The sequence below is a fragment of the Bacillus rhizoplanae genome (assembly GCF_917563915.1).
In the GTDB taxonomy this organism is placed as follows: Bacteria; Bacillota; Bacilli; order Bacillales; family Bacillaceae_G; genus Bacillus_A; species Bacillus_A rhizoplanae.
Genome location: NZ_CAKJTI010000006.1, coordinates 115,642 through 138,484, shown reverse-complemented (window position 1 = coordinate 138,484; position 22,843 = coordinate 115,642). Strand labels below are relative to the sequence as shown.

The window sequence follows — 22,843 nt, the reverse complement described above, 5'->3', positions numbered from 1 at the left end:
GAAAACTTACACGAACAAGTAGCAGAAGTATTAGATAAATTACGTCCATTCTTACTTCGCGATGGCGGTGACGTAGAATTAGTAGATGTTGAAGACGGTATCGTTAAATTACGCCTTCTAGGTGCTTGCGGCAGCTGCCCAAGTTCTACAATCACATTAAAAGCTGGTATCGAACGCGCACTTTTAGAAGAAGTACCAGGAGTAATCGAAGTAGAACAAGTATTTTAATGTAAAACCTTTAGTGGATTATTTTAAATAGCCACTAAAGCTAAAGAAAAGAGACCCACTATGGTCTCTTTTTTCTAAATTACATATTATGTTAACCAATCCAGCTTACGAATTCCTAACTTATCAACAGGTAAATGAATAAGGTCATAGAAGTGCTGAAGAAATTGTTCCGATTGATCTACCCGCTGCAAAATGGTTTCTAGCCGATCTTGATATACATATTTCTGCGTCTCGCTTCCAGTTAAGTAATACCCTTCAATTGTTTCAAAGTAATGAAGAGGAAAGAGAAGACGCGCAAATAGCAGCCGCCATCCAAAAGAAGATAATGGATAGTTACGTTCATAGTCGGTTACAAATTGAACAATTTCTTCTTCCCAGTTCGCTTTTTTTTCAAAAAAAACGTGACGGACCCACTCTGCTAAGTCGCGGCTTGGATGATCGTATACCCAATCAACAGGCAGCTTTAATCGCTTCGTTTGCTGCCAAAGTAATGGCGTAAATCGTTCCTGACAAATCGTTGCGGCGTCAGCGAGTTGAGGAATATCATCAATTTCTGTATCCATTACATATTGAATCGCATTTTCGGCAAGACCTAAGTAGTAAGGAAATGATTCGATAAATAATTGTTCAAACATGTCAGTAGGGTGACTCACTATTTTTGATTGCCAAAAGCGTTCGAGCTGATCTAATCGTTTTTCCCACAGCGCCTTCCATTCACCAATTCGGCTGAGATGTTCAATATCATCAGAAAAGAATGCTCCGCGCTTATGAAATAACGATAGCTCGTTTCCTGGAGACATTACATTGCGCTCTAACATACGCATTCCTTTCAGCAAACAATAATTTGTATCTTCTATCTCGCTAACATAATAACCTTGTATGTTTGGAACAAACGTCGCAACTGTAATATCGCCTTGCTGATTCATATAATCACTTAACTTCTTCATTTCAAAAAGCTCTTCTTCTTGCAAGTTTCCCGTAGCAAGAAGCACATAAGTTTTATTTCGAACCCAAAAGCTTTTATAGGGACCGAGGGTTGTAAATTCTTTGACGTGTATATGATAATGCTCATAAATATGTTGAATCATCGTACTCGCCACCTATATTTTTTCTATATATATATGAGCTTCTGACTAACTTTCATTCCTATGCACATAGTACACCTATACGTATACAATATTAAAAAGAAAAAAAGGTGATAATCATGACACAACGAAATGAACTACAAGAAAGAGCATTTCAATTACTACAAGAACGCGGTGTAACAATTGACGACATTGCAGAGCTCGTTCATTTTCTTCAAAAAAAATATCATCCCAATTTAGCAATGGAGGAGTGTCGTTATAACGTAGAACGCGTCTTATCCAAACGCGAAGTGCAAAATGCACTCATTACAGGAATTGAGCTGGACGTCCTTGCCGAAAAAGGGTTGTTAAGTGCACCTCTTCAAGACATCATACATCGTGACGAAGGATTATACGGTGTAGATGAAGTCGTTGCCTTATCTATCGTCAACGTATACGGCTCAATCGGTTTCACAAACTTCGGCTATATTGATAAGTTAAAACCCGGTATTTTACAATACTTAAATGACAAATCAACAGGAAAAGTTCATACATTCCTCGATGATATCGTCGGAGCGATTGCCGCTGCTGCATCAAGTCGTTTAGCGCATAGAGCTGCACATGCTGAATAAAGTGAAACTTCCATCAGTGGGGCTTTCTTCCCCCCACTGATGGTTAGTTGAACCAATCGGGCTTTTACGGGCAGTTAGCCGCCGCGTCATACTCCATAAGCAGGAATTCCCTTTCCCTGCTCATGAAAGAAACCTTCTTTTGAAAACCTGCTTTCATATAGAGATGAATAGCACGTTCATTAAAAACGGCGACACTTAAACGAATTTTCTCTGGTCTAAATTGCTCCTTTGCAAACTGCAGTCCAGCTTGTAAAAAAGATATCCCCAATCCCTTTCCAGTTAACGCCGGTTTCATTCCAAGCCCAATATCCACAACACGCTCACCTGTGTATAACTTTGTCTCTCTTCCGCCCGGAACTTGTGCGTTATCCCCAAAACAAAAATAACCGACGATTTCATTACGCTCATTACGAACGCCATAATATGTACCGTTCAACAATTCCTCCAGCATTTCAGACGCTCCGGTAAAACTATATAATTCATACGGTGCATCATATTGCCACACATTTATGTTTTGCGCTTCCTTTAGCGTAAGTCTATGAATGTTCATTCCTACGTTCCCCTTCTCTTTCCTTGTACATATTCGCTCACGCTAGGAAAAATCCTGTTTCTTAATCTGTAAGAAGCGTCTTCTTTGACTTCTTAATACAATGTAACTACAATTGTTACAAAATATGTTTTATTTACACTTTTGGACATATTACTAACATATCCACAGACAGGAGGAATTGTAATGAAACATTTAATCGTTTATGCACACCCGAATCCACAAAGCTTTAATCATGCAATTCTAGAAACATTTCAAGGACAGTTGCAGGAAAAAGGACACGAAGTACGTGTTCGCGATCTATATGCTATAAACTTCAATCCTGTATTAGCTGCCAATGATTTCATTTCCTTTTCACAAGGAAATACGCCCGCTGATATTAAGGCAGAACAAGAACATATTACGTGGGCAGATGTGATCACATTTATTTATCCAGTTTGGTGGACAGGCCTTCCCGCTATCTTAAAAGGGTATGTAGAACGTGTATTTAGCCAAGGATTTGCTTTTACATACGGACCAAATGGCGTTGATAAATTTTTAACAGGTAAAAAAGGGGTATTATTATCCACAATGGGCAATTCAAAAGAGAATTACGATGCAAGCGGTATGTTTGAAGCAATGAAGAAAACAACTGATGCAGGTATTTTTGATTTTACTGGTATTGAAGCAGTAGAGCACGCTTTCTATACGAGTGTTCCTTCTGTGGATAACGAGACGAGAACACAATACCTTGAAGAAGTGAAAGAACTAGTGAATCGATTATTCTAAGAAATTTGTCACGTGTAAATAAAGAAAAACGAGATGATTATCATCTCGTTTTTCACATTTTTTCAATCCACTCTGTTAAACTGTGGATAACATGCGTTGGCTGTACATCATATTCTGTTAATTTTTCCACAGATGTGACTCCTGTGTGGACAAGAAGCGTATCCATCCCCGCATTCATACCAGCTAAAATGTCCGTATCGTAGTTATCCCCAACCATTAACGTTTCTTCTTTCGTTGTACCAAGAACTTTTAGAGCCTGTTCCATAATAATGGATTCTGGTTTACCAATGAAGATTGGATTTACCGTTGTGGATACCGTTACAACAGACGTTAAAGAACCGTTCCCTGGTAATAAGCCGCGTTCTGTTGGAATCGCAATATCGCCGTTTGTTGAAATGAATGTTGCCCCGTTACGAACGGCTAAGCACGCTTTTGCTAGCTTTTCGTATGTAACTTCGCGATCTAATCCAACGACGACAAAATCCGGATTATTATCCACAAGTGTGAATCCTTTTTCCACAAGGGCATCACGCAAACCTTCTTCCCCAATCATATATACAGAAGCATTTTGCTTTCTTTCATATATAAAGTTTGCTGTTGCCATGCTTGTCGTAAATACTCGTTCTGCGCTAGCTGGAATATCAAACTGCACAAGCTTGTCTGCAACTTGCTCTGGTTTACGTGTTGAGTTGTTCGTAACAAATAAATATGGTAAGTTACGCTCTTGCAGCGCCTTTACAAAATCACTTGCCTCTTCAATTCGTTCTTCGCCTCGATACATTGTTCCGTCTAAGTCAATTAAATAGCCTTTATACATAGGTGCCACTCCTTCTTGATACATACTCTCCTCTTATCGTATCCTTTTTTCCAAAAGAAAAAAACGCTTTTTCGAAAAGCGTCCCATAATGTTCATTTTTTTTCTATTATTTGATACGAACAGAAGCAATCTCCATCACACATATTAGATAATACTTTCACATCAGCATCTGGCAACAGTGTATTATACATGTTTTTCTCATCATGACAAATTTGCGGAAATTTTTCAGCTACCTCTATTAACGGACAATTTTGCTTTTGTAATAGGAAGGAGCGCTCACTTTCTCGCTGCACACGCACCATATAACCATTTTTCTCTTGCATGACTGCAATTTCTTTTAATCGCTCTAATGTTGTTTCTTTTCGATTTATACGGTTTGCCAATTGTTCTTCCATACGGTTCGTACGTGCCCTTAAAAGCTTTTTAACGAGTTCCTCATCGCCAATATGCAGCAAGTCCTCTAATATTTCGACTGCAAACTGCTTATATTGTTTCGGAAACAAGTCTTCTCCTTTCGTACTTAAACGATAGACATACATCGGTCTCCCGACATGTTGACGCACCATCTTCGTTTCAATCAACTCTTCCTTTTCAAGCTTACTTACATGACGACGCACTGCCATCTCCGTAATTTGCAATGCTTCCGCTAATACTGCAACAGTCTGTTCTCCCCTTACTTTCAAAAGTTGAAGTATTTCTTCTTTTGTAGAACGTGCTGCTTCCCCCATGTCTCTACCTTCTTCCCTTTATCAAGCTTTAATGAACAAAGTAAATCACGGTCCATTAGAGCCACATGTATTTATCCCGCTATTCGCGGGCAGTAAGACCTCCACCTCAAGATTGTGAGAAAACAAAGAAGAGAGGTGGGGCTAACTGCTGGCATGCGCCCGATTGGTAAGAGCTTTCCATCAGTGGGGGATGAAGCCCCCACTGATGGAAGTTTCACTTTATCCCACTATTCGCAGGCAGTAAAACCCCTACCTCAAAATTCTGACAAAACAAAGAAGAGAGGTAGGGACTAACTGCTGGCATGCGCCCGATTGATAAGAGCTTTCCAACAGTGAGGAGGAATCCCCCACTGTTGGAATTTTCACTTTACTCTCCTGCAAACGCAGATACAGGACCAAGTTCTTGCTCCAAATAACGGCGAATATTGGCAGGGTACTGTTTAATCATATCAATATGTTTTTGCACTGTATCATACACTTCTGTATGATTCATATTTACATACTCCTGCACAATCATTTTACGAAGACGAACGACTTCTTTTAAACGTTCTCCTTCTTCATTCGTAACCACTTTTTCATCCATTAAAATATCAATAATATCTTCATAACTACCTGGATCGCGCATAATAAATCCATCAATCATGGCATTGCCTACGTCTAAAATACAATCGATCATAAGGTGCGCCATGCGCTCTAATGCATATTCATCAAGCGCTCCGCGGTACTCTTGTTTTGTTTGAAATGCTGCAACAACTTTCTCTAAACACTGTAACATTTGTTCAATTTTTTTACGGTCTACAAAGTACATATATGTCACCTACCTGGAAATTAAAGCATTTTCATTCCCAATTGTACCCCTTTATTCAAAAAAAATCGACAATTTTTCGAATTCACCTTTTTCTCTTTCTTTGTTATAGTTATACGTGTATGATTTTCGGAATTGGAGGAATGACACCATGGAACGTGAACTCGCATTAGAAATTGTCCGTGTAACAGAAGCAGCAGCCCTTGCATCAGCACAATGGATGGGCCGCGGTAAGAAAAATGAAGCAGATGATGCTGCAACAACTGCAATGCGTACGATGTTTGACTCTGTGAACATGGCTGGTACTGTTGTGATTGGAGAAGGGGAACTTGATGAAGCACCAATGCTTTACATTGGTGAAAAACTTGGAACAGGAAACGGTCCAGAAGTAGATATCGCCGTTGACCCGTTAGAAGGAACAAATATCGTAGCAAAAGGTCTTGCAAACGCAATGGCTGTTATCGCTGTCGCTGATAAAGGAAACCTTCTACACGCTCCTGATATGTACATGAAAAAAATCGCAGTTGGCCCAAATGCAGCTGGTAAAATTAGCTTAGATGATCCAATCGAAAAGACAATTGAAATTGTAGCAGAAGCAAACAATAAAAAAATTCGTGACTTAACAGTTATCATACAAGAGCGTGAACGTCATCAAGACATCATCGAACGAGTACGCGCAAAGGGTGCACGTGTAAAATTATTCGGCGACGGTGATGTTGGTGCATCTATCGCAACGGCCCTTCCTGGAACAGGAATCGACTTATTTATCGGTACTGGCGGTGCTCCGGAAGGCGTTATCTCTGCTGCTGCACTCAAATGTCTTGGCGGAGAAATGCAAGCACGTCTCGTTCCAATGAATAAAGAAGAAGAAGCACGTTGCCATGCCATGGGCTTAGAAGACCCACGTCAACTTCTTATGCTAGATGATTTAGTATCTGGTGACGATGCAATCTTCTCAGCAACAGGTGTATCTGCTGGCGAGTTATTAGATGGTGTGAAATTCCTTGGCGGAGACTTAGCAGAAACATATTCTATCGTTATGCGCTATAAAACAAGAACAGTGCGCTTTATTAAAACGCACCACCATTTAGATCATAAACCACACTTAAATTTAGATATTTAAAAAGGAGTCATGTTCATGGGAGAACGCTTTTTTCTTTATGATGATACAGTAGAAACAAAAACGCGTTTCGTAAGCTTTATGGGAGAAAACGAGCGCCACGATTTAGCACTTTTGTATTCTGACCGTCATTATGGTAAAACAATCGTCCTTGATATACAGCGCAATAAATTTGCCATTATCGGTCGTGATGACTTGGAAGAACCTGGATACTTAGAACATGCATTTTCTATTTCAGAAGAAAATGCAGAAGAATTACGTTCATTTTTATTTGAACTGATGTGACCCAAATCACCAGCTTGCAACAAAGCTGGTGATTTTATTTCTATATACATGTAGGTAGTCTCACCATATTTGAATCAAAGAATTCCTCTTACCCGATGTAAGAGGAATTCTTTTTTACTTCTTCACTTTTCGTAGTACAAAGTACGCACATCCAAAATTACAATACTCGTATAAGTACTCCGATAACGTACTAATTTTCGTATCATACGTTGCACGCTGATTGCTATCGTCAAAAAAACCGCGCAATCGCAGCTGATCATACCCCCAATCACCTACGATATAATCATATTTATTTAAAATTTCTGCGTAGCGAGCTTTAAATGCTTCTTCATTAAATCCATTTCGCTTTTCTTCTATGACTTCATAGTGGATATTATTCACGTAAACTGTAGTGCGAATCTCCTGCTTCTGCTCCATCTTCCATTCCCTTTCCTATTCTTTCTTCTTTTTATCGTATCATAAAGCCACAAAACCAACAATTTCAAATACAAAAAACCTCCTAAGTGGGAAATGCTATAGAGTGAAACTTCCTTTTGGAGCGTTCTTTTCCAAAAGGTTAGTTAAATCAATCGGGCTCTTACGGACCGTTATCTCCCCCCCATCTTCTTTGACTTCTCACAATCTTGAGGGGGAGCCTTACTATCCGTTAGAGCGGGATGAATAAAGCTCTCACCAATTAGGCTTTTACGGGCAGTTATCCCCTACCTATCTTCCTCGTTTTTCCTTGAATCTTGAGATGTGGGTATTACTGCCCGCAAATAGCGAGATCAATAAGGAGGAAACAATCATGAAAAAACAACTGCTCCTATCCCTTCTCACTCTTTCCATCTTTGCTGGATGCCAAACAAACAACAAAGCGGAAATGAAACAGGAAGAAGGAAGCCGTGTACTCGTGTCTGAGCATAAAGACATATACGGGAAGGACGTGCCAAACCGAATGCTGACAAGAGTCGGCTATTCTCAAAAACAAAAAGATGAAGTGTCGAATCGCCAAGTCGGTACAATTAACAAGGAACGATTAGCAGAAATGATTACAGATATAACGGTGAAACTTCCAGACGTTATAAATGCCGCAACACTTGTAACAGATGATGAAGTATTTGTTGTATACCGAGCAAACACGACAGATCCGGCTCTAGTCGCTGATCAAGTACAAAAAGCAGCATTGTCCGTTGTTCCCCGCTATTACAAAGCATATGTATCAACAGATCAAAAATTAATATCACAAATCCAAGGACTCAAATCCGGCACATTAAATGATAAAGAATATGCACAAACACTCGATATGCTCAAGCATGAAATGAGTAAAAATCCGCATTTAAACAACACGCAAAATACTACACTGCCTAACACAATGAAATAAAGTGAAACTTCCTTTTGGAGCGTTCTTCTCCAAAAGGTTAGTTGAACCAATCGGGCTCTTACGGGCAGTTAGCACTTCTTTGCTTTTGCTAAATATTACTGCCCGTTAGTGCGGGGTAAAGTGAAACTTCCTTTTGGAGCGTTCTTCTCCAAAAGGTTAGTTGAACCAATCGGGCGCATGCCGGCAGTTAGTACTCCTTTACTTTTGCTAAAATATTACTAATAACAGGATACAGTAAATGACCTGAGAATATACTCTCAGGTTATTTACTAAACATTTCACCGTTTTTCCTGCATAATAGAAATAGTATATATATTAGAAAGTGGTGAAATGTATGGTTTCAAATGCAACAATTGGAAGTATGATTGTGCAAATTGCTATTTCAGTTCTTATCCCAATCATTGCTCTCGTTTACTGTCGAAAGAAATATGGAATCTCTTTAAAAATTGTCGGTGTCGGGATTGTATTCTTTCTTGGATTCTCACAAATTTTAGAAAAAACGTTACATGTCTATGTATTTGGAAATCCAGCAGCAACTGAGCTACTAAAAAATCCGTTTATCTATGCTATATATGGCGGATTAACTGCTGGTATTTTTGAAGAACTTGCACGTTTTATCGCCTTTTTCTTTTTACTCAAGAAGTACCAGGGGTATAAAGACGGCCTTGCTTATGGAATCGGTCACGGAGGAATTGAATCATTATTAATTGGGGCGACTGCCGGAGTGCAAAGTCTTGTATTTGCTTTCTCTATTAATAACGGAACCTTCTCCAAAATGATTGAAAAGGTACCTCAGCTCAGTGCTGTCCAAGACGCATTACTACATACTCCGCCTTACTTCTATTTACTTGGCGGAGTAGAGCGAATCGTTGCTTTTATCATGCAAATTGCTCTTACAATGCTTGTCTTATATGGTGTAAAGCATAAGAAGTATATGTTTGTAGGACTGGCAGTATTTCTTCATGCGTTTGTTGACTTTTTCGGAGCACTCTACCAACGCGGACAAATCAATTTGTTCGTAACGGAAGGAATTATGATACTGTTCGGCATTGGTGCTTACATCCTAATTCGTAAAATGAAAACAAAATTCCTAGCAGAACATGCAAGCTAAGCCGAATCGGCTTAGCTTTTTATTTTGATTTCAGTTACCAATAACTAGAGAAAGGAGGATTCCTCACTCTATTTGTCGAAGTACGTACAAATTCGTCTATTTATAAGCGAGGGATGAATTATGAAGAAATTAATTGTTGTCCGCCATTGCAATGCAACTGGGCAAGAACATGATGCACCACTGACAGCAATAGGTCAGCAACAAGCTAAAGCTCTTGCAGGTTTTCTCATCACAGAACAGCTCCCTATCGAAAACATTATCTCTAGCCCATTTACTCGTGCTGTTCAATCTATTACACCTTACGCGTCACATATGCAGCTCCCTATTCAAGAGGATGTGCGGTTAACTGAGCGTATACTGAGCGGCGCTCCAATGAGTAATTGGCTACAAATGCTAGAGCAAACATTTATAGAAATAGATGTCGCATTTCCTGGCGGAGAATCGACGCGCCAAGCGACGGAGAGAGTACAGCCACTTATCCACAGCATATTACAAGAAGATACGAAAAAAGTTACACTGCTCGTTACACATGGTAACTTATTCACACTCATTTTAAGGCTTTTCGATGAAAATATCGGGTTTTCCACATGGGAAAGCTTAAGCAATCCAGACGTATACGAAATTACGTTAGAAAAACGTGCAACAACTATCCACAGATTGTGGAGAAATCAATTTAAAAATCGTTACGTTAGCTACTGATTAAGTGAAACTTCTATCAGTAGGAATTTTCTTCATCCCCCACTGATGATTAGTTGAACCAATCGGGCTTTTACGGGCAGTTATCCCCCACCTATCTTCTTTGCTTTTCTCTCAACCTTGAGGTGGGGGCTTACTGCCCATTAATGCGGGATAAATTTAAATCAAAGCATATTTACTGTGCACTAACGAGGAATATATCGCACATAAAATTTGAATCGAAACATGAGAACTACAAAAGTGAAGAGAAAGGAGCTTGTATTCCAATGTACGAAGAAGTCATCTCGCTACTACATAAAACGAATGTTTTATATGAGAAATTTGAACATGAACCTGTTTTAGATTATGAAACAGATCGAATGATTCGGGAACGTCTCGGTTTAGATGGTGAACCAAGTAAAAGTCTCTTTTTAAAAACGAAATCCGGGGCTTACTATGTCTTTTTTACATTAGAAGGAACTCACCTTGATATGAAGCAAATGAAAAATATGATCGGTACAAGCGTCGCTCTTTGTTCACCTGATGAACTAAGAGCGACAACAGGATGCATCCCAGGATGTGTTGCTCCTTTTGGCTATACAGAGGATGTAACAATTATTGTGGATTCTTCTATTTATCAATACGAAAAAATATTGATTTCACCTGGTGTCCCTGAATTTACAATTGCTTTATCCACAGAAGAATTACGTAAAGTGTTATCCACATGTGGAAATACCGTATTAGAATGTGGATGAAAAAAGGGCTGAAAATTTCAGCCCTTTCTTCATCCATGTGCACCCGAACCTGACATATTCAATACAACAACTCCGCCAATAATAAGCACTAGGCCAACGAACGTTTGCCATGTAAAAGCGTCCTTCCAAACGAGAACACCAATTAATGCCGTTAGTGCTGTACCAACTCCGGACCAAATTGCATAAGCAGTACTAAGTTGAAGATATTGCAACGCTTGAGATAAACAATAAAATGCAGATGCAAAACCAAGAACAACACTGATACTTGGCCATACTTTCGTAAATCCGTCTGACAACTTCAACATCGTTGTCCCAAAAACTTCACTCACAATTGCAAACGCTAAAAAAACAAATCCTCTCATAGACTTCCTCCTTTATGCTCTATCGTATTATATCTTGTCCAAAAAAAAATCCCCCTTAGCTGATTCACTAAGAGGGATTTCCTCATTATTTTGCTGCTACCGTATTTTCTTTTGCAGATTGTACTTGCTCATCTGCATGGTAAGAAGAACGTACAAGCGGGCCAGCCTCGCAATGACTAAATCCTTTGCTAAGTGCAATTTCTTTTAACTCTGCAAATTCTGCTGGCGTGTAATACTTAATAACTGGTAAATGCTTTTTAGATGGTTGCAAATATTGACCAAGCGTTAAAATATTAACGTTGTTTGCACGTAGGTCATCCATTGCTTCGATAATATCTTCCGTTGTTTCACCAAGCCCAAGCATGATACTTGATTTTGTCGGAATGTCAGGCTGCATTTCTTTAGCACGACGTAAAAACTCTAATGAACGATCATATTTTGCTCTTGCGCGAACTCGGTCAGATAATCGACGTACTGTTTCAATGTTATGGTTTAAAATATCAGGACGTGCATCCATTAACATTTTTAAATTTTCTTCTACTCCGCCCATGTCAGAAGGTAAAACTTCGATAGATGTGAATGGATTTTTACGACGAACTGCGCGCACTGTTTCAGCAAAAACAGCTGCTCCTCCGTCTTTCAAATCATCACGTGCAACTGCTGTTATAACAACGTGTTTTAAGCCCATTTGTTCTACAGAATCTGCTACGCGCTCTGGCTCTTGTAAATCAAGCTCTGTTGGTAAGCCTGTTTTAACCGCACAAAAGCGGCATGCACGTGTACAAACTGCACCTAAAATCATAAATGTTGCTGTTTTACGAACAGCCCAGCATTCATGAATATTCGGACACTTTGCCTCTTCACAAACGGTATGAAGGTTCTTAGAACGCATCATTTTCTTTAAGCCTGTATAGTTTTCATTTGTATTTAATTTAATTTTTAACCATTCGGGCTTGCGCTTGTATTCTGTTTGTTTTGTCATGTTCATCAACTCCGCACAATATGAAATAGTTTACCATGTTCGCTTCTTTCAATGTAACATATCTATTCTATCGCATGAAAGCGATTTGCTCAAATGAAGATTCTAAGAATTCCTTCCAATTATTACTTATAATGAAATATCGTGTATATCCCACACTAAAGGTAGTGATTTCGAAAGGAGCTTACTGCCGTGCATCGAAAATTTTTCCTTCTGCTTTCTATTTGTTTTCTTCTCCAAACAAACATTGTTTACGGACAAGAAAACAAGCAAGAAGACATATACATGAAGCGAATGACATTATATAAAGAAATGGAGACAGCCTCCCTTATTCCATGGTACTACTTCGCTGCCATCGATCAATACGAGCGGAATATCCGTGCTGTTCGCCGCGATATTCCGAAAAAGCCAGATGCTATTATCTCTATTTACTTCAAACCAGAAGTATGGTCCGGGCCAGCAAATCCAGACCCTCATGATACAAAACTGTACACAATCTCCTTATTTGGAGGCATGGGGTTAGACGGAAACAACGATGGATTGGCAGACGCAAATAATGAAAAAGATGTTCTCTATACAATGGCTACTATATTAGGGAAACGCGGGACAAATCGAGAACAGCTAAAAATCATGTTGTGGGAATACTACCAACGCGCGAAAACAGTAGAGTTAATATTAGGTTACGCTCGTATGTACAAACATTACAATCGGATTAATTTAGAAGGTAACGCTTTCCCTCTGCCTGTTCGCAGCGATCATAGTTACCGCAGTACATTTGGTGCTAAACGAAGCTTTGGCGGACGGCGTATGCATGAAGGAACAGATATTTTTGCCGGCTATGGTGTACCTGTTCGTTCTACTTGCTATGGCATTATTGAAACGAAAGGTTGGAATCGTCTTGGCGGCTGGCGCATTGGTATTCGCGACTTATATAACAACTACCATTACTACGCACATTTAGGCGGATTTTCAAAAGAAATACAACTCAGACAAATCGTCGAGCCTGGAACTGTCATTGGATTTGTCGGCAGCACTGGTTATGGTCCGCCTGGAACAGCAGGTAAATTCCCGCCTCACTTGCACTTTGGATTGTATAAAGATAACGGCTATACAGAATGGGCGTTTGATCCGTACATGCATTTAAGCTTATGGGAGCGGAAAGAACGAATGAACTCCAAAAAATAACCGCAGTGCGGCGGTTACAAAGTGAAACTTCCATCAGTGAGGGTTTTCTTCATCCCCCACTGATGGAAAGCTCTCACCAATCAGGCGCATGCTAGCAGTTATCCCCCACCTATCTTCTTTGCTTCTCCCTAAATCTTGAGGTGGGGGGCTTACTGCCCGCGAATAGCGGGATAAAAAAAGCGGATAACCTCAGTTATCCGCTTTTTTCTCCTTCTTCTCCGGTACAACAACTCCACCGCTTCCGTAATAGCCAGGCACTTCTCCTTGAATAATGCGCGTGGCTACTGGAATATCTTGCTTCACAGTTACTTCCTTCGTATGAAACGGAATAATAACCTGAAGAGCCACTTCAATTTCCATCACAATTTTAATAGCCGTATTGTTAATTCCTTGCTGCTGAAAATCTTGTTTAATATTCGTGGATACATGACCAATTGTTGTAAACGTAATTGGAATATCTGGTCCTATGTTACCAAGCAATGCATTATCCGTAATTCTACCAAGAGGAACAGATAGTGCAGTTCCGTCATCTTCTGATAACCCTAACCCTTTCGTATCCCCTTTCTCGACTTGATGTAAATATTTCTCTATATACGTTGTTGTCGATGTTAAAATCTCATTCACTGCTTCTGTATTTAAATCGATTGTAGATACTTTTCCATTCTTATCCGTTTGAACCTTCATTAATGAATCAACATTGATCCCTTGTGCAATCCTATCTTTCACAGCTTTCGTCATCACAACTGTCGCAGTTTGCTTCGTCTGCATTTCTGCATATTTCATTAATGTTGGCTGAATGCTTTTGTTCACAAGCCACAATCCCTGTAAGGTCAGTATAATAAAAATAGCAAATGAAATAAGTAATACGTACCGAAATGGCAGCGGCCCTTTCCGAAATCGAGAAGTCCGGGGGCGAAACGCACGCATAACAAATCCCTCCTTCTTACACATGTATATGCAAAAAAGAGGGACGATATATTTAGATCATTTTTAGCAGTGCATCTTTTCCAATTGTACCAGTTGTAATCCCTAACCTTTCCGCTTCAATCGTAACCGATTCAAGCGGTGCTTCTAACAACTGCTCAATCGTTCTTACGCCAACAGCGCGCCCCGCAAGAATGCCGCGATCGCTTAACTTTTCGTTTAACAACGCCACATCTAACGCCCCGCACATAATATATCCTTTATCGCTCATAACAGCTAACAAATTTGTCTTTGGAAGCTTTACACTCACTGCTATAAACGTGTATTCCTTTATTATAATTGGTTCTATATTAACCATAGTTCACACTCCTCTCTCCTTTATCTGTATGAAAAGAGAAAAAAGAATGTGAATACAAAAAGCCTACTGCAATCAGTAGGCTATAATCTTACAGATGATGCGCATTTCATTAATGTATCCTTCAAAACATCACGGAGCAATTCCGGCATATAATATTCTTTTTCTGGCACGACCGCAAACTCTGGGTATAAGTAACCGAATGTGAACATATCAATCGTTCCTACTGTATAGATTCGTTCTAGATCTAATGATTCCCCGTTAATGATTACGTCCTCGAGTAAAACTTTATTACCCGGAATCGTATCTGGTACAACTTCTACGCCAGCATACATCATTTTCCCCATGACTTTCCCCCGAAAACCTAAACCTTTTACTTCAAGCTGTTCCATGTTTGGACGTCGTGCTTTCAAAATAACATCTCGCAATGTTTTCCCTTTCACTTGCAAGCGGCATGGATTAATCGGATGTGGACAAATGCGATGAATATCTCCTCGGGTAACTACACCTTCCTGTAATCCTTCGAGTAATACACCAGCATTCACCATACCAATTTCAGCATCGCACCATTCCCTAAGGGATTCGGCAAGCATATGAGCAAATTTCGTTTCCTGAAACCAGTCCATTTCTAACGATTCCTTTAAACTTACAACAGGCTCTGCCATGATGAACTTACTTTCTTGTTCAAGCTCCCCTAATAAAACATGGTGCTCTCCATATGTGCCTAATCGCTTCGCACTAATTGCCCGTCCATCTTTTTTCGTCACTTTCTTTGTTTGTAAGTCCACCGTTATTTGCACATGCCCCACATAATGTCCCCACTTCTCGCAACAGCAAAGAAGCGTTCCATTCACTAATACACCACGCTCAAATAAATGATGGGTATGTGCGCCTAAAATAACATCTATATCATAATGCTCTGCCATATATTCATCTGCATTCTTTCCTAAATGAGACAATACAACAATAACATCCGCCTTTGAACGCACCTCTTCTAAAATGGCTTCTAAATGTAGATATGGATCTTCAATATGCCAATCTAACTTCGCATAAAAATCAGGATATGCCACTGTTAAACCGATAAATGCAATTGTAATCCCATTATCAAGTGTTTGCAGCACATATGGTTTTACCCAGCTAGGGCGTGTTTGATTTATTTCAAATAAATTCGCAACGAGCACTTCAAAATTCGCATTGTCATATAAATGATCCAGTTGCTCTTTCGCAAGTGTAATCCCTTCATTGTTCCCAATCGTTACATAATCGTACAACGCTTCATTTAATAGCTGCACATTTCCTTTTCCGCTCGTTGCCTCAGAAATCATATGAAAGCGATCAACGTGATCGCCAATATCTAATGTAAAGACCGCTTCACCAGCAGCAAGACGACGCTTTTTCTCTTCTACAACAAATCGAGAAATTTGCGGCCAATTTTCAAAATGACTATGTATATCATTTGTATGATAAAGGTGAATTGTTACTTCCGTATCTATATGCAGAGAAAAAACCTCCTCTCAATTCCATACTTCTTGTTTACGCTACATGTAAGCTCGAATCCTGTAAATACTTTTCGTCTTTTCTTGCTATTTTACATTGTACTCTCATTGATGGAAAAAGCAAAAGTTTCTTCTTTTAACTGTAAAATCCTTTCCTATGTCGAATGTCGTTGAAGGGTCTTTATATTGTGTCGAAGCGCCGATAAATGCCCCATTTGCGCCGATATTTCGTGAAAAGCGCCGATAAATACCCCACTTCCGCCGATATATTTGCCGCCAATTAAAAAAGCGCCCTGTAAACAGGGCGCTTCTACTTTTAAATTAACCGATAGAACCTTCCATCTCAAATTTGATTAGACGGTTCATTTCTACTGCGTATTCCATTGGAAGTTCGCGAGTGAATGGCTCGATGAAGCCCATTACGATCATTTCTGTTGCTTCTTGCTCAGAAATACCGCGGCTCATTAGGTAGAATAATTGTTCTTCTGATACTTTTGATACTTTCGCTTCATGCTCAAGTGATACGTGATCGTTTTTGATCTCGTTGTAAGGAATTGTATCAGATGTAGATTGGTTATCCATGATTAATGTGTCACACTCGATGTTAGAGCGAGAGTTTGTCGCTTTTGGTCCGAATTGTACGATACCACGGTATGTTACTTTACCACCATGTTTTGCAATCGATTTAGAAACGATTGTTGAAGATGTGTTTGGCGCTAAGTGAATCATTTTCGCACCAGCATCTTGGTGTTGGCCTTTACCAGCAATCGCGATTGATAATGTTAAACCGCGAGCGCCTTCGCCTTTTAAGATAACAGCTGGGTATTTCATCGTTAATTTTGATCCAATGTTACCGTCAATCCATTCCATCGTTGCGTTTGCTTCACAAACTGCACGTTTTGTAACTAGGTTATATACGTTGTTTGCCCAGTTTTGGATTGTTGTATAACGGCAATATGCATCTTTCTTAATGATGATTTCTACTACCGCACTGTGAAGTGAGTTTGTTGTGTATACAGGTGCTGTACAACCTTCTACGTAGTGTACGTGTGCGCCTTCGTCTACGATAATAAGCGTACGTTCGAATTGTCCCATATTTTCAGAGTTAATACGGAAATACGCTTGAAGTGGTGTATCAACTTTTACACCTTTTGGAACGTAGATAAATGATCCACCAGACCAAACCGCAGAGTTTAATGCAGAGAATTTGTTATCAGTTGGCGGGATTACTTTTCCGAAATGCTCACGGAAAATATCTTCGTTCTCTTTTAATGCGCTATCTGTATCTTTAAATACGATTCCTAGCTCTTCTAAATCTTCTTTCATGTTGTGGTATACAACTTCAGATTCGTACTGTGCAGATACACCCGCTAAATATTTTTGCTCTGCTTCTGGAATACCTAATTTATCAAATGTTGCTTTAATTTCATCAGGCACTTCATCCCAAGACTTCTCAGATTTCTCAGATGGTTTTACGTAGTACGTAATTTCATCGAAATTTAAATCATTTAAGTCGCCGCCCCATTGTGGCATTGGCATTTCATAGAAGTGATCCAGTGATTTTAAACGGAAGTCTAACATCCACTGTGGTTCTTCTTTCATACGTGAAATCTCTTCTACGATTTCTTTTGTTAAACCGCGCTCAGCACGGAAAATCGAAACGTCTTTATCTTTGAAACCATATTTATAATCGCCGATATCTGGTAACTGCTTCGCCATGTTCGTATATCCCTCCTTGGATAAACTTCGTATTTAGGAACTCATTTGCATTACTTCTCTTCGTTCAAGCCTTTTTCTAACGCTTTCCAAGCTAATGTTGCACACTTAATACGCGCTGGAAATTTGCATACACCTTGTAATGCTTCAATATCTCCTAAATCAACGCTGTCATCATACTCTTTTCCTAGCATCATATCAGAGAAAATTTTAGAAAGCTTAAGTGCTTCTTCAATTTTCTTTCCTTTTACTGCTTGCGTCATCATAGAAGCAGAAGACATAGAGATGGAACAACCTTCTCCTTCAAACTTTGCTTCTTGAACAATACCGTCTTCTACTTTCATTGTAAGTTGAATGCGGTCACCGCAAGTTGGATTGTTCAAATTAACCGTAACACTATCTTCTAATACGCCATGGTTACGTGGATTTTTATAATGATCCATAATAACTTGACGATATAACGTATCTAAATTATTAAATGACATTTGTGAAATACTCCTTTGTTTTCGTCAGCGCTTCGACAAATGTATCAATTTCTTCTTTTGTATTATATAAATAGAAGCTTGCGCGTGCTGTAGAAGAAGCTTTCAGCCACTTCATTAGCGGCTGTGCACAGTGATGACCTGCACGAACCGCAATGCCTTCTACATCTAATACTGTCGCAACATCGTGTGGATGTACGTCATCAATATTAAATGTAACAAGACCTGCACGATGCTTTGGACCATAAATTGTAACACCGTCTACTTCTGATAGTCTTTCTAAAGCATACTGCGCTAATTCATGTTCATGCTTTTCAATATTATCAAGACCGATTTCTTCTAAGAAATCAATTGCAGCTCCAAGCCCGATTGCGTTGCCGATAATCGGTGTACCCGCTTCGAATTTCCACGGAAGCTCTTTCCATGTAGACTCTTGTAAGTCTACGAAATCGATCATTTCACCGCCAAATTCAATTGGCTCCATATTTTCAAGCAATTCCTTCTTACCATATAATACGCCGACACCTGTAGGCCCGCACATTTTATGAGCGGATAAAGAATAAAAATCACAGTTTAAATCTTGTACGTCCACTTTCATATGCGGTGTACTTTGTGCACCATCAACGACCATGATTGCTCCGTTTTGGTGTGCAATTTCTGCAATTTCTTTTACAGGGTTAATCGTTCCAAGTACGTTTGATACGTACATAATAGATACGATTTTCGTATTTGGTGTAATCGTTTGACGAGCATCTTCTAATGAAATTGTCCCGTCTGGTTGAAGCGGAAGATATTTTAATGTTGCGCCTGTTTTCTTCGCAACTTGTTGCCAAGGAATAATGTTACTATGGTGCTCCATGTAAGAGATGACAATTTCATCGCCTTCTTTTACATGTTCCATACCATAGCTTGCCGCAACTGTATTTAACGCTGTTGTTGTACCGCGCGTAAAAATAATTTCTTCCATAGATTTCGCATTAATAAACTTACGAACTTTCTCGCGTGCGCCTTCATACGCATCGGTTGCTTTCGTACCGAGCGTATGAACACCGCGATGAACATTAGAGTTGTATTCTTTATAGTAACGTTCTAACGTTTCAATGACTTGAATTGGTTTTTGAGAAGTTGCCGCACTATCGAAATAAACAAGTTGTTTGCCGTTCACTTTTTGATCAAGAATTGGAAACTGTTTGCGTATTTCATGAATATCCATTAGCGAACTTTCCTTTCAATTACCTCAACAAGCTGTGCTTTTACTCCTTCGATTGGAAGCTCATTTACTACAGGTGCTAAGAATCCATGGATGACTAAACGTTCTGCTTCTTTCTTCGGAATACCACGGCTCATTAGGTAGTATAGTTGTGTAGGATCTACGCGTCCTACAGAAGCTGCGTGACCTGCCATTACATCATCTTCATCGATTAAAAGAATTGGGTTTGCATCGCCGCGTGCTTTTTCATTTAACATCAGAACGCGAGAAGATTGCTGTGCGTTTGATTTAGAAGCACCGTGCTCAATTTTACCAATTCCGTTAAAGATAGATGTTGCGCTATCTTTTTGTACACCGTGTTTTAAGATAAAGCCTTCAGAATGTTTACCGAAGTGAACAACTTTTGTTGTAAAGTTTTGTGTTTGGTTACCACGGCCAATTGTTACTGTTTTTGTATCAGCAAATGAACCGTCGCCCATTAAGTTTGTTACGTTCTCAGAAATTGTGTTTCCATCGTTCATAAGACCTAATGCCCACTCTAGGCGTCCATCTCGTCCAACTACGCCACGACGGTTTACGTAAGATGTTACATCTTTTGCTAATAAGTCAACTGCACCAAATTTCACTTGTGCACCTTGTTCTACAATTACTTCTGCCACGATATTTGCAATACCAGTAACATTTTCATTTGCCACGTAGTTTTCTACATATGTTGCAGAACTATTTGCATCTGCTACAAATAATACGTGGTTATATACATTTGCTTCTTCACCGTCTACTAAGAATACAGCTTGAAGTGGTGTTTCAAGAACAACGTTTTTCGGAACGTATACGAACGCACCGCCGTTGATTAGTGCAGCATGAAGCGCTGTTAAACGATGCTCGTCAACTTTCACGCCGTCTTTCATTAAATACTTTTGTACTAGTTCAGCATGTTCAGTTGCAGCTGTTACGATATCTGTAAAAATAACGCCTTTTGTTTTCGCCTCTTCTGATAAAGAAACGAATGCAGTTGTACCGCTGCGACCTACAAGAACGCTATTATTTTCGTCAATTAAATTTTTCACTGCTTCTGGAAGTTCTTCTAAAGAACGTACAGGCTCTTGCTTTGCAGTGTGACCTTTGCCGATAAAATCCCATTTATCAATTTTTGTTTTATCAGGCGTTGGCATTGGAAGTTCAGTTGCCTTTGCAAGAGCTTGTAAGCGGAACTCAGTCAACCAAGCAGCTTCATTCGCTTCACTTGCGCGTTGACGGATTGTTTCTTGATCGAAAGGTAATGTACCAATTGTCATGTTTATGCTCCTCTCTTACGCTTCTTGCTCTTCTGTTTCGTCTTCAATACCTAGTTCTTTTTTAATCCAGTCGTAACCTTCAGCTTCTAAACGTTGTGCAAGCTCAGGGCCGCCAGATTTCACAACACGACCATTCATCATAACGTGTACATGATCTGGAGTGATGTAGTTTAATAAACGTTGGTAGTGCGTGATCATTAAGCAACCGAAATCTTCGCCGCGCATTTCGTTAATACCTTTAGATACAACTTTTAACGCATCGATATCAAGACCAGAGTCGATTTCATCTAAGATTGCGATTTTTGGCTGAATCATCATTAATTGAAGAATTTCATTACGTTTTTTCTCACCGCCAGAGAAACCTTCGTTTAAGTAACGTTGTGCCATTGATGGATCCATTTCTAGGAATTCCATGTTTTTATCTAATGTACGGATAAATTTCATAAGAGAAATTTCATCGCCTTCTTCACGACGTGCATTAATTGCAGAACGTAAGAAGTCAGCGTTTGTTACTCCGCTAATTTCACTTGGATATTGCATTGCTAGGAATAGACCCGCTTGTGCGCGCTCATCTACTTCCATTTCTAATACATCTTCACCGTCGATGATGATGCTACCTTGTGTTACTTCATATTTTGGGTGACCCATAATTGCAGAAGATAAAGTTGATTTACCTGTTCCGTTAGGACCCATAATTGCGTGGATTTCTCCACCTTTTACTTCAAGGTTTACACCCTTTAAAATTTCTTTGCCATCGATTGATACATGTAAATCTTTAATCGTTAATGTAGAACCAGCCATCTCAATACCTCCATTAATCATCTATATACATTTTAAAAATTCCTAAAACGTTCACATTCTCATTTTATTCTCATTCTAATTTTATATCAAATAAAATGATATCGCAAACGTTAAGAAAATGTAACAATTTTTCTACAAATACGAGCAGGTATTTTCTGCACATTATATTATGATACACCTTTCTTCCTACTTATATAAAGAAAAAAGGGCTATAAAATTCCAGCCCTTTTTTTGCCTTATTCACTTACAGGAAGTACAGCTCCTTTGTACTCTTTCTTAATGAAATCGTGAATTTCTTTTGAATGTAATACTTCGACAAGTTCTTTAATTTCTTTTCTGTTTTCGTCACCTTTACGAACAGCAATAATATTTGCGTAAGGAGAGTCTGATCCTTCAATTGCAATTGCATCTTTTGTCGGATTTAATTTTGCATCAATTGCATAGTTTGAGTTGATGAATAATGCATCGCCTTCATTGTTTTCATATAATTTCGGTGTAAGCCCTGGCTCAACATCTGTTTTGAATTTCAAGTTTTTCGGATTTTCTACAATATCCTTTTCTGTCGCTTTTACGATATCTACACCATCTTTAAGTTTGATAACGCCGCCTTTTTGCAGAAGTCCTAACATACGTCCACGTTCTGATACGTTATTACTCATAATGACCGTTGCACCATTTGGAAGGTCTTTTAAACTTTTATATTTCTTAGAGTAAATACCCATAGGCTCCAAATGAATTTTTCCTGCATTTACAAAATTATATCCTTTTTCTTGAATTTCTTTCTCTAAATACGGAATGTGCTGGAAATAGTTCGCATCAAGATCTTTATCAGCTAATGCTTTGTTTGGTAATACATAATCTTGGAATTTTTCAATTTTTAATGTAATACCCTTTTTCTCTAATAGTGGTTTCGCTTGTTCTAAAATAACTGCATGCGGTACGTTAGAAGCACCAACTACAAGTGTCTTCTTATCTTTTCCGCCGCCGCCACAAGCAGCTAATGCAAACACAAATACAGCAAGAAGTGCTGAAAATAATACCTTCTTCATGTTATGACACCCTCTTTTTTCAATATTCTAAATATAAAATCTATAGAGAGTTTTCGTATGAGACGAAAACTCCTTATCCCAGTAATAACTA

General features: G+C 39.1%; 26 protein-coding genes and 1 pseudogene. 10 read left to right on the top strand and 17 right to left on the bottom strand.

All coding sequences use genetic code 11. From position 1 onward, the window contains the following. Positions 1–9: 9 nt before the first annotated feature. A pseudogene (locus tag LRP84_RS08665) lies at positions 10–228 on the top strand (NifU family protein); the annotation flags it as partial. 86 nt (positions 229–314) lie between these two features. Here the strand turns inward: LRP84_RS08665 and yutH are convergent. Then, positions 315–1,316 (bottom strand): spore coat putative kinase YutH, encoded by a 1,002-nt coding sequence (yutH, locus tag LRP84_RS08660; RefSeq protein WP_230574712.1) that lies wholly within the window; start codon positions 1,314–1,316, stop codon positions 315–317. A 116-nt stretch (positions 1,317–1,432) separates the two neighbouring features. Between yutH and LRP84_RS08655 the strand changes: the two genes are divergently transcribed. Continuing rightward, the gene (locus LRP84_RS08655) at positions 1,433–1,924 is read left to right on the top strand and encodes a phosphatidylglycerophosphatase A family protein (RefSeq protein ID WP_230574711.1); all 492 of its coding nucleotides are present in this window, start codon (positions 1,433–1,435) and stop codon (positions 1,922–1,924) included. Positions 1,925–1,988: 64 nt separating this feature from the next. Here the strand turns inward: LRP84_RS08655 and LRP84_RS08650 are convergent, their stop codons facing one another. Beyond that, positions 1,989–2,474: a GNAT family N-acetyltransferase gene (locus tag LRP84_RS08650; protein ID WP_230574710.1), complete on the bottom strand. Its 486-nt coding sequence runs from the start codon at positions 2,472–2,474 to the stop codon at positions 1,989–1,991. A gap of 183 nt (positions 2,475–2,657) precedes the next feature. Between LRP84_RS08650 and LRP84_RS08645 the strand changes: the two genes are divergently transcribed. Further along, a complete protein-coding gene (locus LRP84_RS08645; protein ID WP_230574709.1) occupies positions 2,658–3,239 on the top strand; it encodes an NAD(P)H-dependent oxidoreductase in 582 nt (193 codons plus the stop codon). A 52-nt stretch (positions 3,240–3,291) separates the two neighbouring features. Here the strand turns inward: LRP84_RS08645 and LRP84_RS08640 are convergent, their stop codons facing one another. From LRP84_RS08640 to hepT, 3 genes are all read right to left on the bottom strand, one after another. After that, positions 3,292–4,056, bottom strand: coding sequence for a TIGR01457 family HAD-type hydrolase (locus tag LRP84_RS08640; RefSeq protein WP_230574782.1), 765 nt, complete (start codon positions 4,054–4,056; stop codon positions 3,292–3,294). A 92-nt stretch (positions 4,057–4,148) separates the two neighbouring features. Further along, on the bottom strand, positions 4,149–4,784 hold the full coding sequence (locus LRP84_RS08635; protein WP_230574708.1) for a helix-turn-helix transcriptional regulator: 636 nt from the start codon (positions 4,782–4,784) through the stop codon (positions 4,149–4,151). 367 nt (positions 4,785–5,151) lie between these two features. Beyond that, positions 5,152–5,592 carry a type VII toxin-antitoxin system HepT family RNase toxin gene (gene hepT, locus LRP84_RS08630; protein ID WP_098308800.1) on the bottom strand — a complete coding sequence of 147 codons (441 nt, stop codon included), beginning with the start codon at positions 5,590–5,592 and terminating at the stop codon, positions 5,152–5,154. A 148-nt stretch (positions 5,593–5,740) separates the two neighbouring features. Here hepT and glpX point away from each other — a divergent pair, with 148 nt between their 5' ends. Together glpX and LRP84_RS08620 are read left to right on the top strand one after the other, a co-directional pair. Next, complete coding sequence (gene glpX / locus LRP84_RS08625) at positions 5,741–6,712, top strand: class II fructose-bisphosphatase (protein WP_230574707.1); 972 nt, start codon at positions 5,741–5,743, stop codon at positions 6,710–6,712. A gap of 15 nt (positions 6,713–6,727) precedes the next feature. Continuing rightward, positions 6,728–6,994 carry a DUF3055 domain-containing protein gene (locus LRP84_RS08620; protein ID WP_098308804.1) on the top strand — a complete coding sequence of 89 codons (267 nt, stop codon included), beginning with the start codon at positions 6,728–6,730 and terminating at the stop codon, positions 6,992–6,994. Positions 6,995–7,108: 114 nt separating this feature from the next. On the opposite strand, the gene LRP84_RS08615 is transcribed toward LRP84_RS08620, so the two are convergent. Beyond that, positions 7,109–7,411 (bottom strand): YutD family protein, encoded by a 303-nt coding sequence (locus LRP84_RS08615; RefSeq protein ID WP_230574706.1) that lies wholly within the window; start codon positions 7,409–7,411, stop codon positions 7,109–7,111. 370 nt (positions 7,412–7,781) lie between these two features. Between LRP84_RS08615 and LRP84_RS08610 the strand changes: the two genes are divergently transcribed. The 4 genes from LRP84_RS08610 (at position 7,782) to LRP84_RS08595 (ending at position 10,898) form a co-directional block, all read left to right on the top strand. Further along, positions 7,782–8,357, top strand: a complete 576-nt coding sequence (locus tag LRP84_RS08610) for a YhcN/YlaJ family sporulation lipoprotein (protein ID WP_098308810.1) — start codon at positions 7,782–7,784, stop codon at positions 8,355–8,357. 334 nt (positions 8,358–8,691) lie between these two features. Further along, a complete protein-coding gene (locus tag LRP84_RS08605; RefSeq protein WP_230574705.1) occupies positions 8,692–9,468 on the top strand; it encodes a YhfC family intramembrane metalloprotease in 777 nt (258 codons plus the stop codon). Positions 9,469–9,588: 120 nt separating this feature from the next. Then, positions 9,589–10,167, top strand: coding sequence for a histidine phosphatase family protein (locus LRP84_RS08600; protein WP_230574704.1), 579 nt, complete (start codon positions 9,589–9,591; stop codon positions 10,165–10,167). A 263-nt stretch (positions 10,168–10,430) separates the two neighbouring features. Then, entirely contained in the window at positions 10,431–10,898 is a 468-nt protein-coding gene (locus LRP84_RS08595; RefSeq protein ID WP_230574703.1) for a YbaK/EbsC family protein, read from the top strand. A 29-nt stretch (positions 10,899–10,927) separates the two neighbouring features. On the opposite strand, the gene LRP84_RS08590 is transcribed toward LRP84_RS08595, so the two are convergent. Both LRP84_RS08590 and lipA read right to left on the bottom strand, forming a co-directional pair. Beyond that, positions 10,928–11,260, bottom strand: coding sequence for a DMT family transporter (locus tag LRP84_RS08590; RefSeq protein WP_230574702.1), 333 nt, complete (start codon positions 11,258–11,260; stop codon positions 10,928–10,930). An 85-nt stretch (positions 11,261–11,345) separates the two neighbouring features. Beyond that, on the bottom strand, positions 11,346–12,242 hold the full coding sequence (lipA, locus tag LRP84_RS08585; RefSeq protein ID WP_230574701.1) for a lipoyl synthase: 897 nt from the start codon (positions 12,240–12,242) through the stop codon (positions 11,346–11,348). Between the two features lie 189 nt (positions 12,243–12,431). On the opposite strand from lipA, the gene LRP84_RS08580 reads away from it, so the two are divergent. Next, complete coding sequence (locus tag LRP84_RS08580) at positions 12,432–13,424, top strand: M23 family metallopeptidase (RefSeq protein WP_230574700.1); 993 nt, start codon at positions 12,432–12,434, stop codon at positions 13,422–13,424. A gap of 189 nt (positions 13,425–13,613) precedes the next feature. On the opposite strand, the gene yunB is transcribed toward LRP84_RS08580, so the two are convergent. The 9 genes from yunB to metQ all read right to left on the bottom strand — a co-directional run bounded on the left by yunB (position 13,614) and on the right by metQ (position 22,752). After that, positions 13,614–14,351, bottom strand: coding sequence for a sporulation protein YunB (gene yunB, locus LRP84_RS08575; RefSeq protein WP_098308824.1), 738 nt, complete (start codon positions 14,349–14,351; stop codon positions 13,614–13,616). A gap of 52 nt (positions 14,352–14,403) precedes the next feature. Beyond that, positions 14,404–14,706 (bottom strand): YunC family protein, encoded by a 303-nt coding sequence (locus LRP84_RS08570; RefSeq protein WP_230574699.1) that lies wholly within the window; start codon positions 14,704–14,706, stop codon positions 14,404–14,406. Positions 14,707–14,786: 80 nt separating this feature from the next. Then, positions 14,787–16,196 (bottom strand): bifunctional metallophosphatase/5'-nucleotidase, encoded by a 1,410-nt coding sequence (locus tag LRP84_RS08565; RefSeq protein WP_437438771.1) that lies wholly within the window; start codon positions 16,194–16,196, stop codon positions 14,787–14,789. 324 nt (positions 16,197–16,520) lie between these two features. Then, complete coding sequence (gene sufB / locus LRP84_RS08560) at positions 16,521–17,918, bottom strand: Fe-S cluster assembly protein SufB (RefSeq protein ID WP_230574698.1); 1,398 nt, start codon at positions 17,916–17,918, stop codon at positions 16,521–16,523. Positions 17,919–17,968: 50 nt separating this feature from the next. Beyond that, positions 17,969–18,400, bottom strand: coding sequence for a Fe-S cluster assembly sulfur transfer protein SufU (sufU, locus tag LRP84_RS08555; protein ID WP_230574697.1), 432 nt, complete (start codon positions 18,398–18,400; stop codon positions 17,969–17,971). After that, positions 18,390–19,610 (bottom strand): cysteine desulfurase SufS, encoded by a 1,221-nt coding sequence (gene sufS / locus LRP84_RS08550; RefSeq protein WP_230574696.1) that lies wholly within the window; start codon positions 19,608–19,610, stop codon positions 18,390–18,392. The genes sufU and sufS overlap by 11 nt, the downstream gene beginning before the upstream one ends. Then, the gene (sufD, locus tag LRP84_RS08545) at positions 19,610–20,902 is read right to left on the bottom strand and encodes a Fe-S cluster assembly protein SufD (RefSeq protein ID WP_230574695.1); all 1,293 of its coding nucleotides are present in this window, start codon (positions 20,900–20,902) and stop codon (positions 19,610–19,612) included. The genes sufS and sufD overlap by 1 nt, the downstream gene beginning before the upstream one ends. Positions 20,903–20,917: 15 nt before the next feature. Next, positions 20,918–21,703 carry a Fe-S cluster assembly ATPase SufC gene (gene sufC / locus LRP84_RS08540; RefSeq protein ID WP_035433106.1) on the bottom strand — a complete coding sequence of 262 codons (786 nt, stop codon included), beginning with the start codon at positions 21,701–21,703 and terminating at the stop codon, positions 20,918–20,920. 236 nt (positions 21,704–21,939) lie between these two features. Beyond that, complete coding sequence (gene metQ / locus LRP84_RS08535) at positions 21,940–22,752, bottom strand: methionine ABC transporter substrate-binding lipoprotein MetQ (RefSeq protein WP_230574694.1); 813 nt, start codon at positions 22,750–22,752, stop codon at positions 21,940–21,942. Between the last annotated feature and the right edge of the window lie 91 nt (positions 22,753–22,843).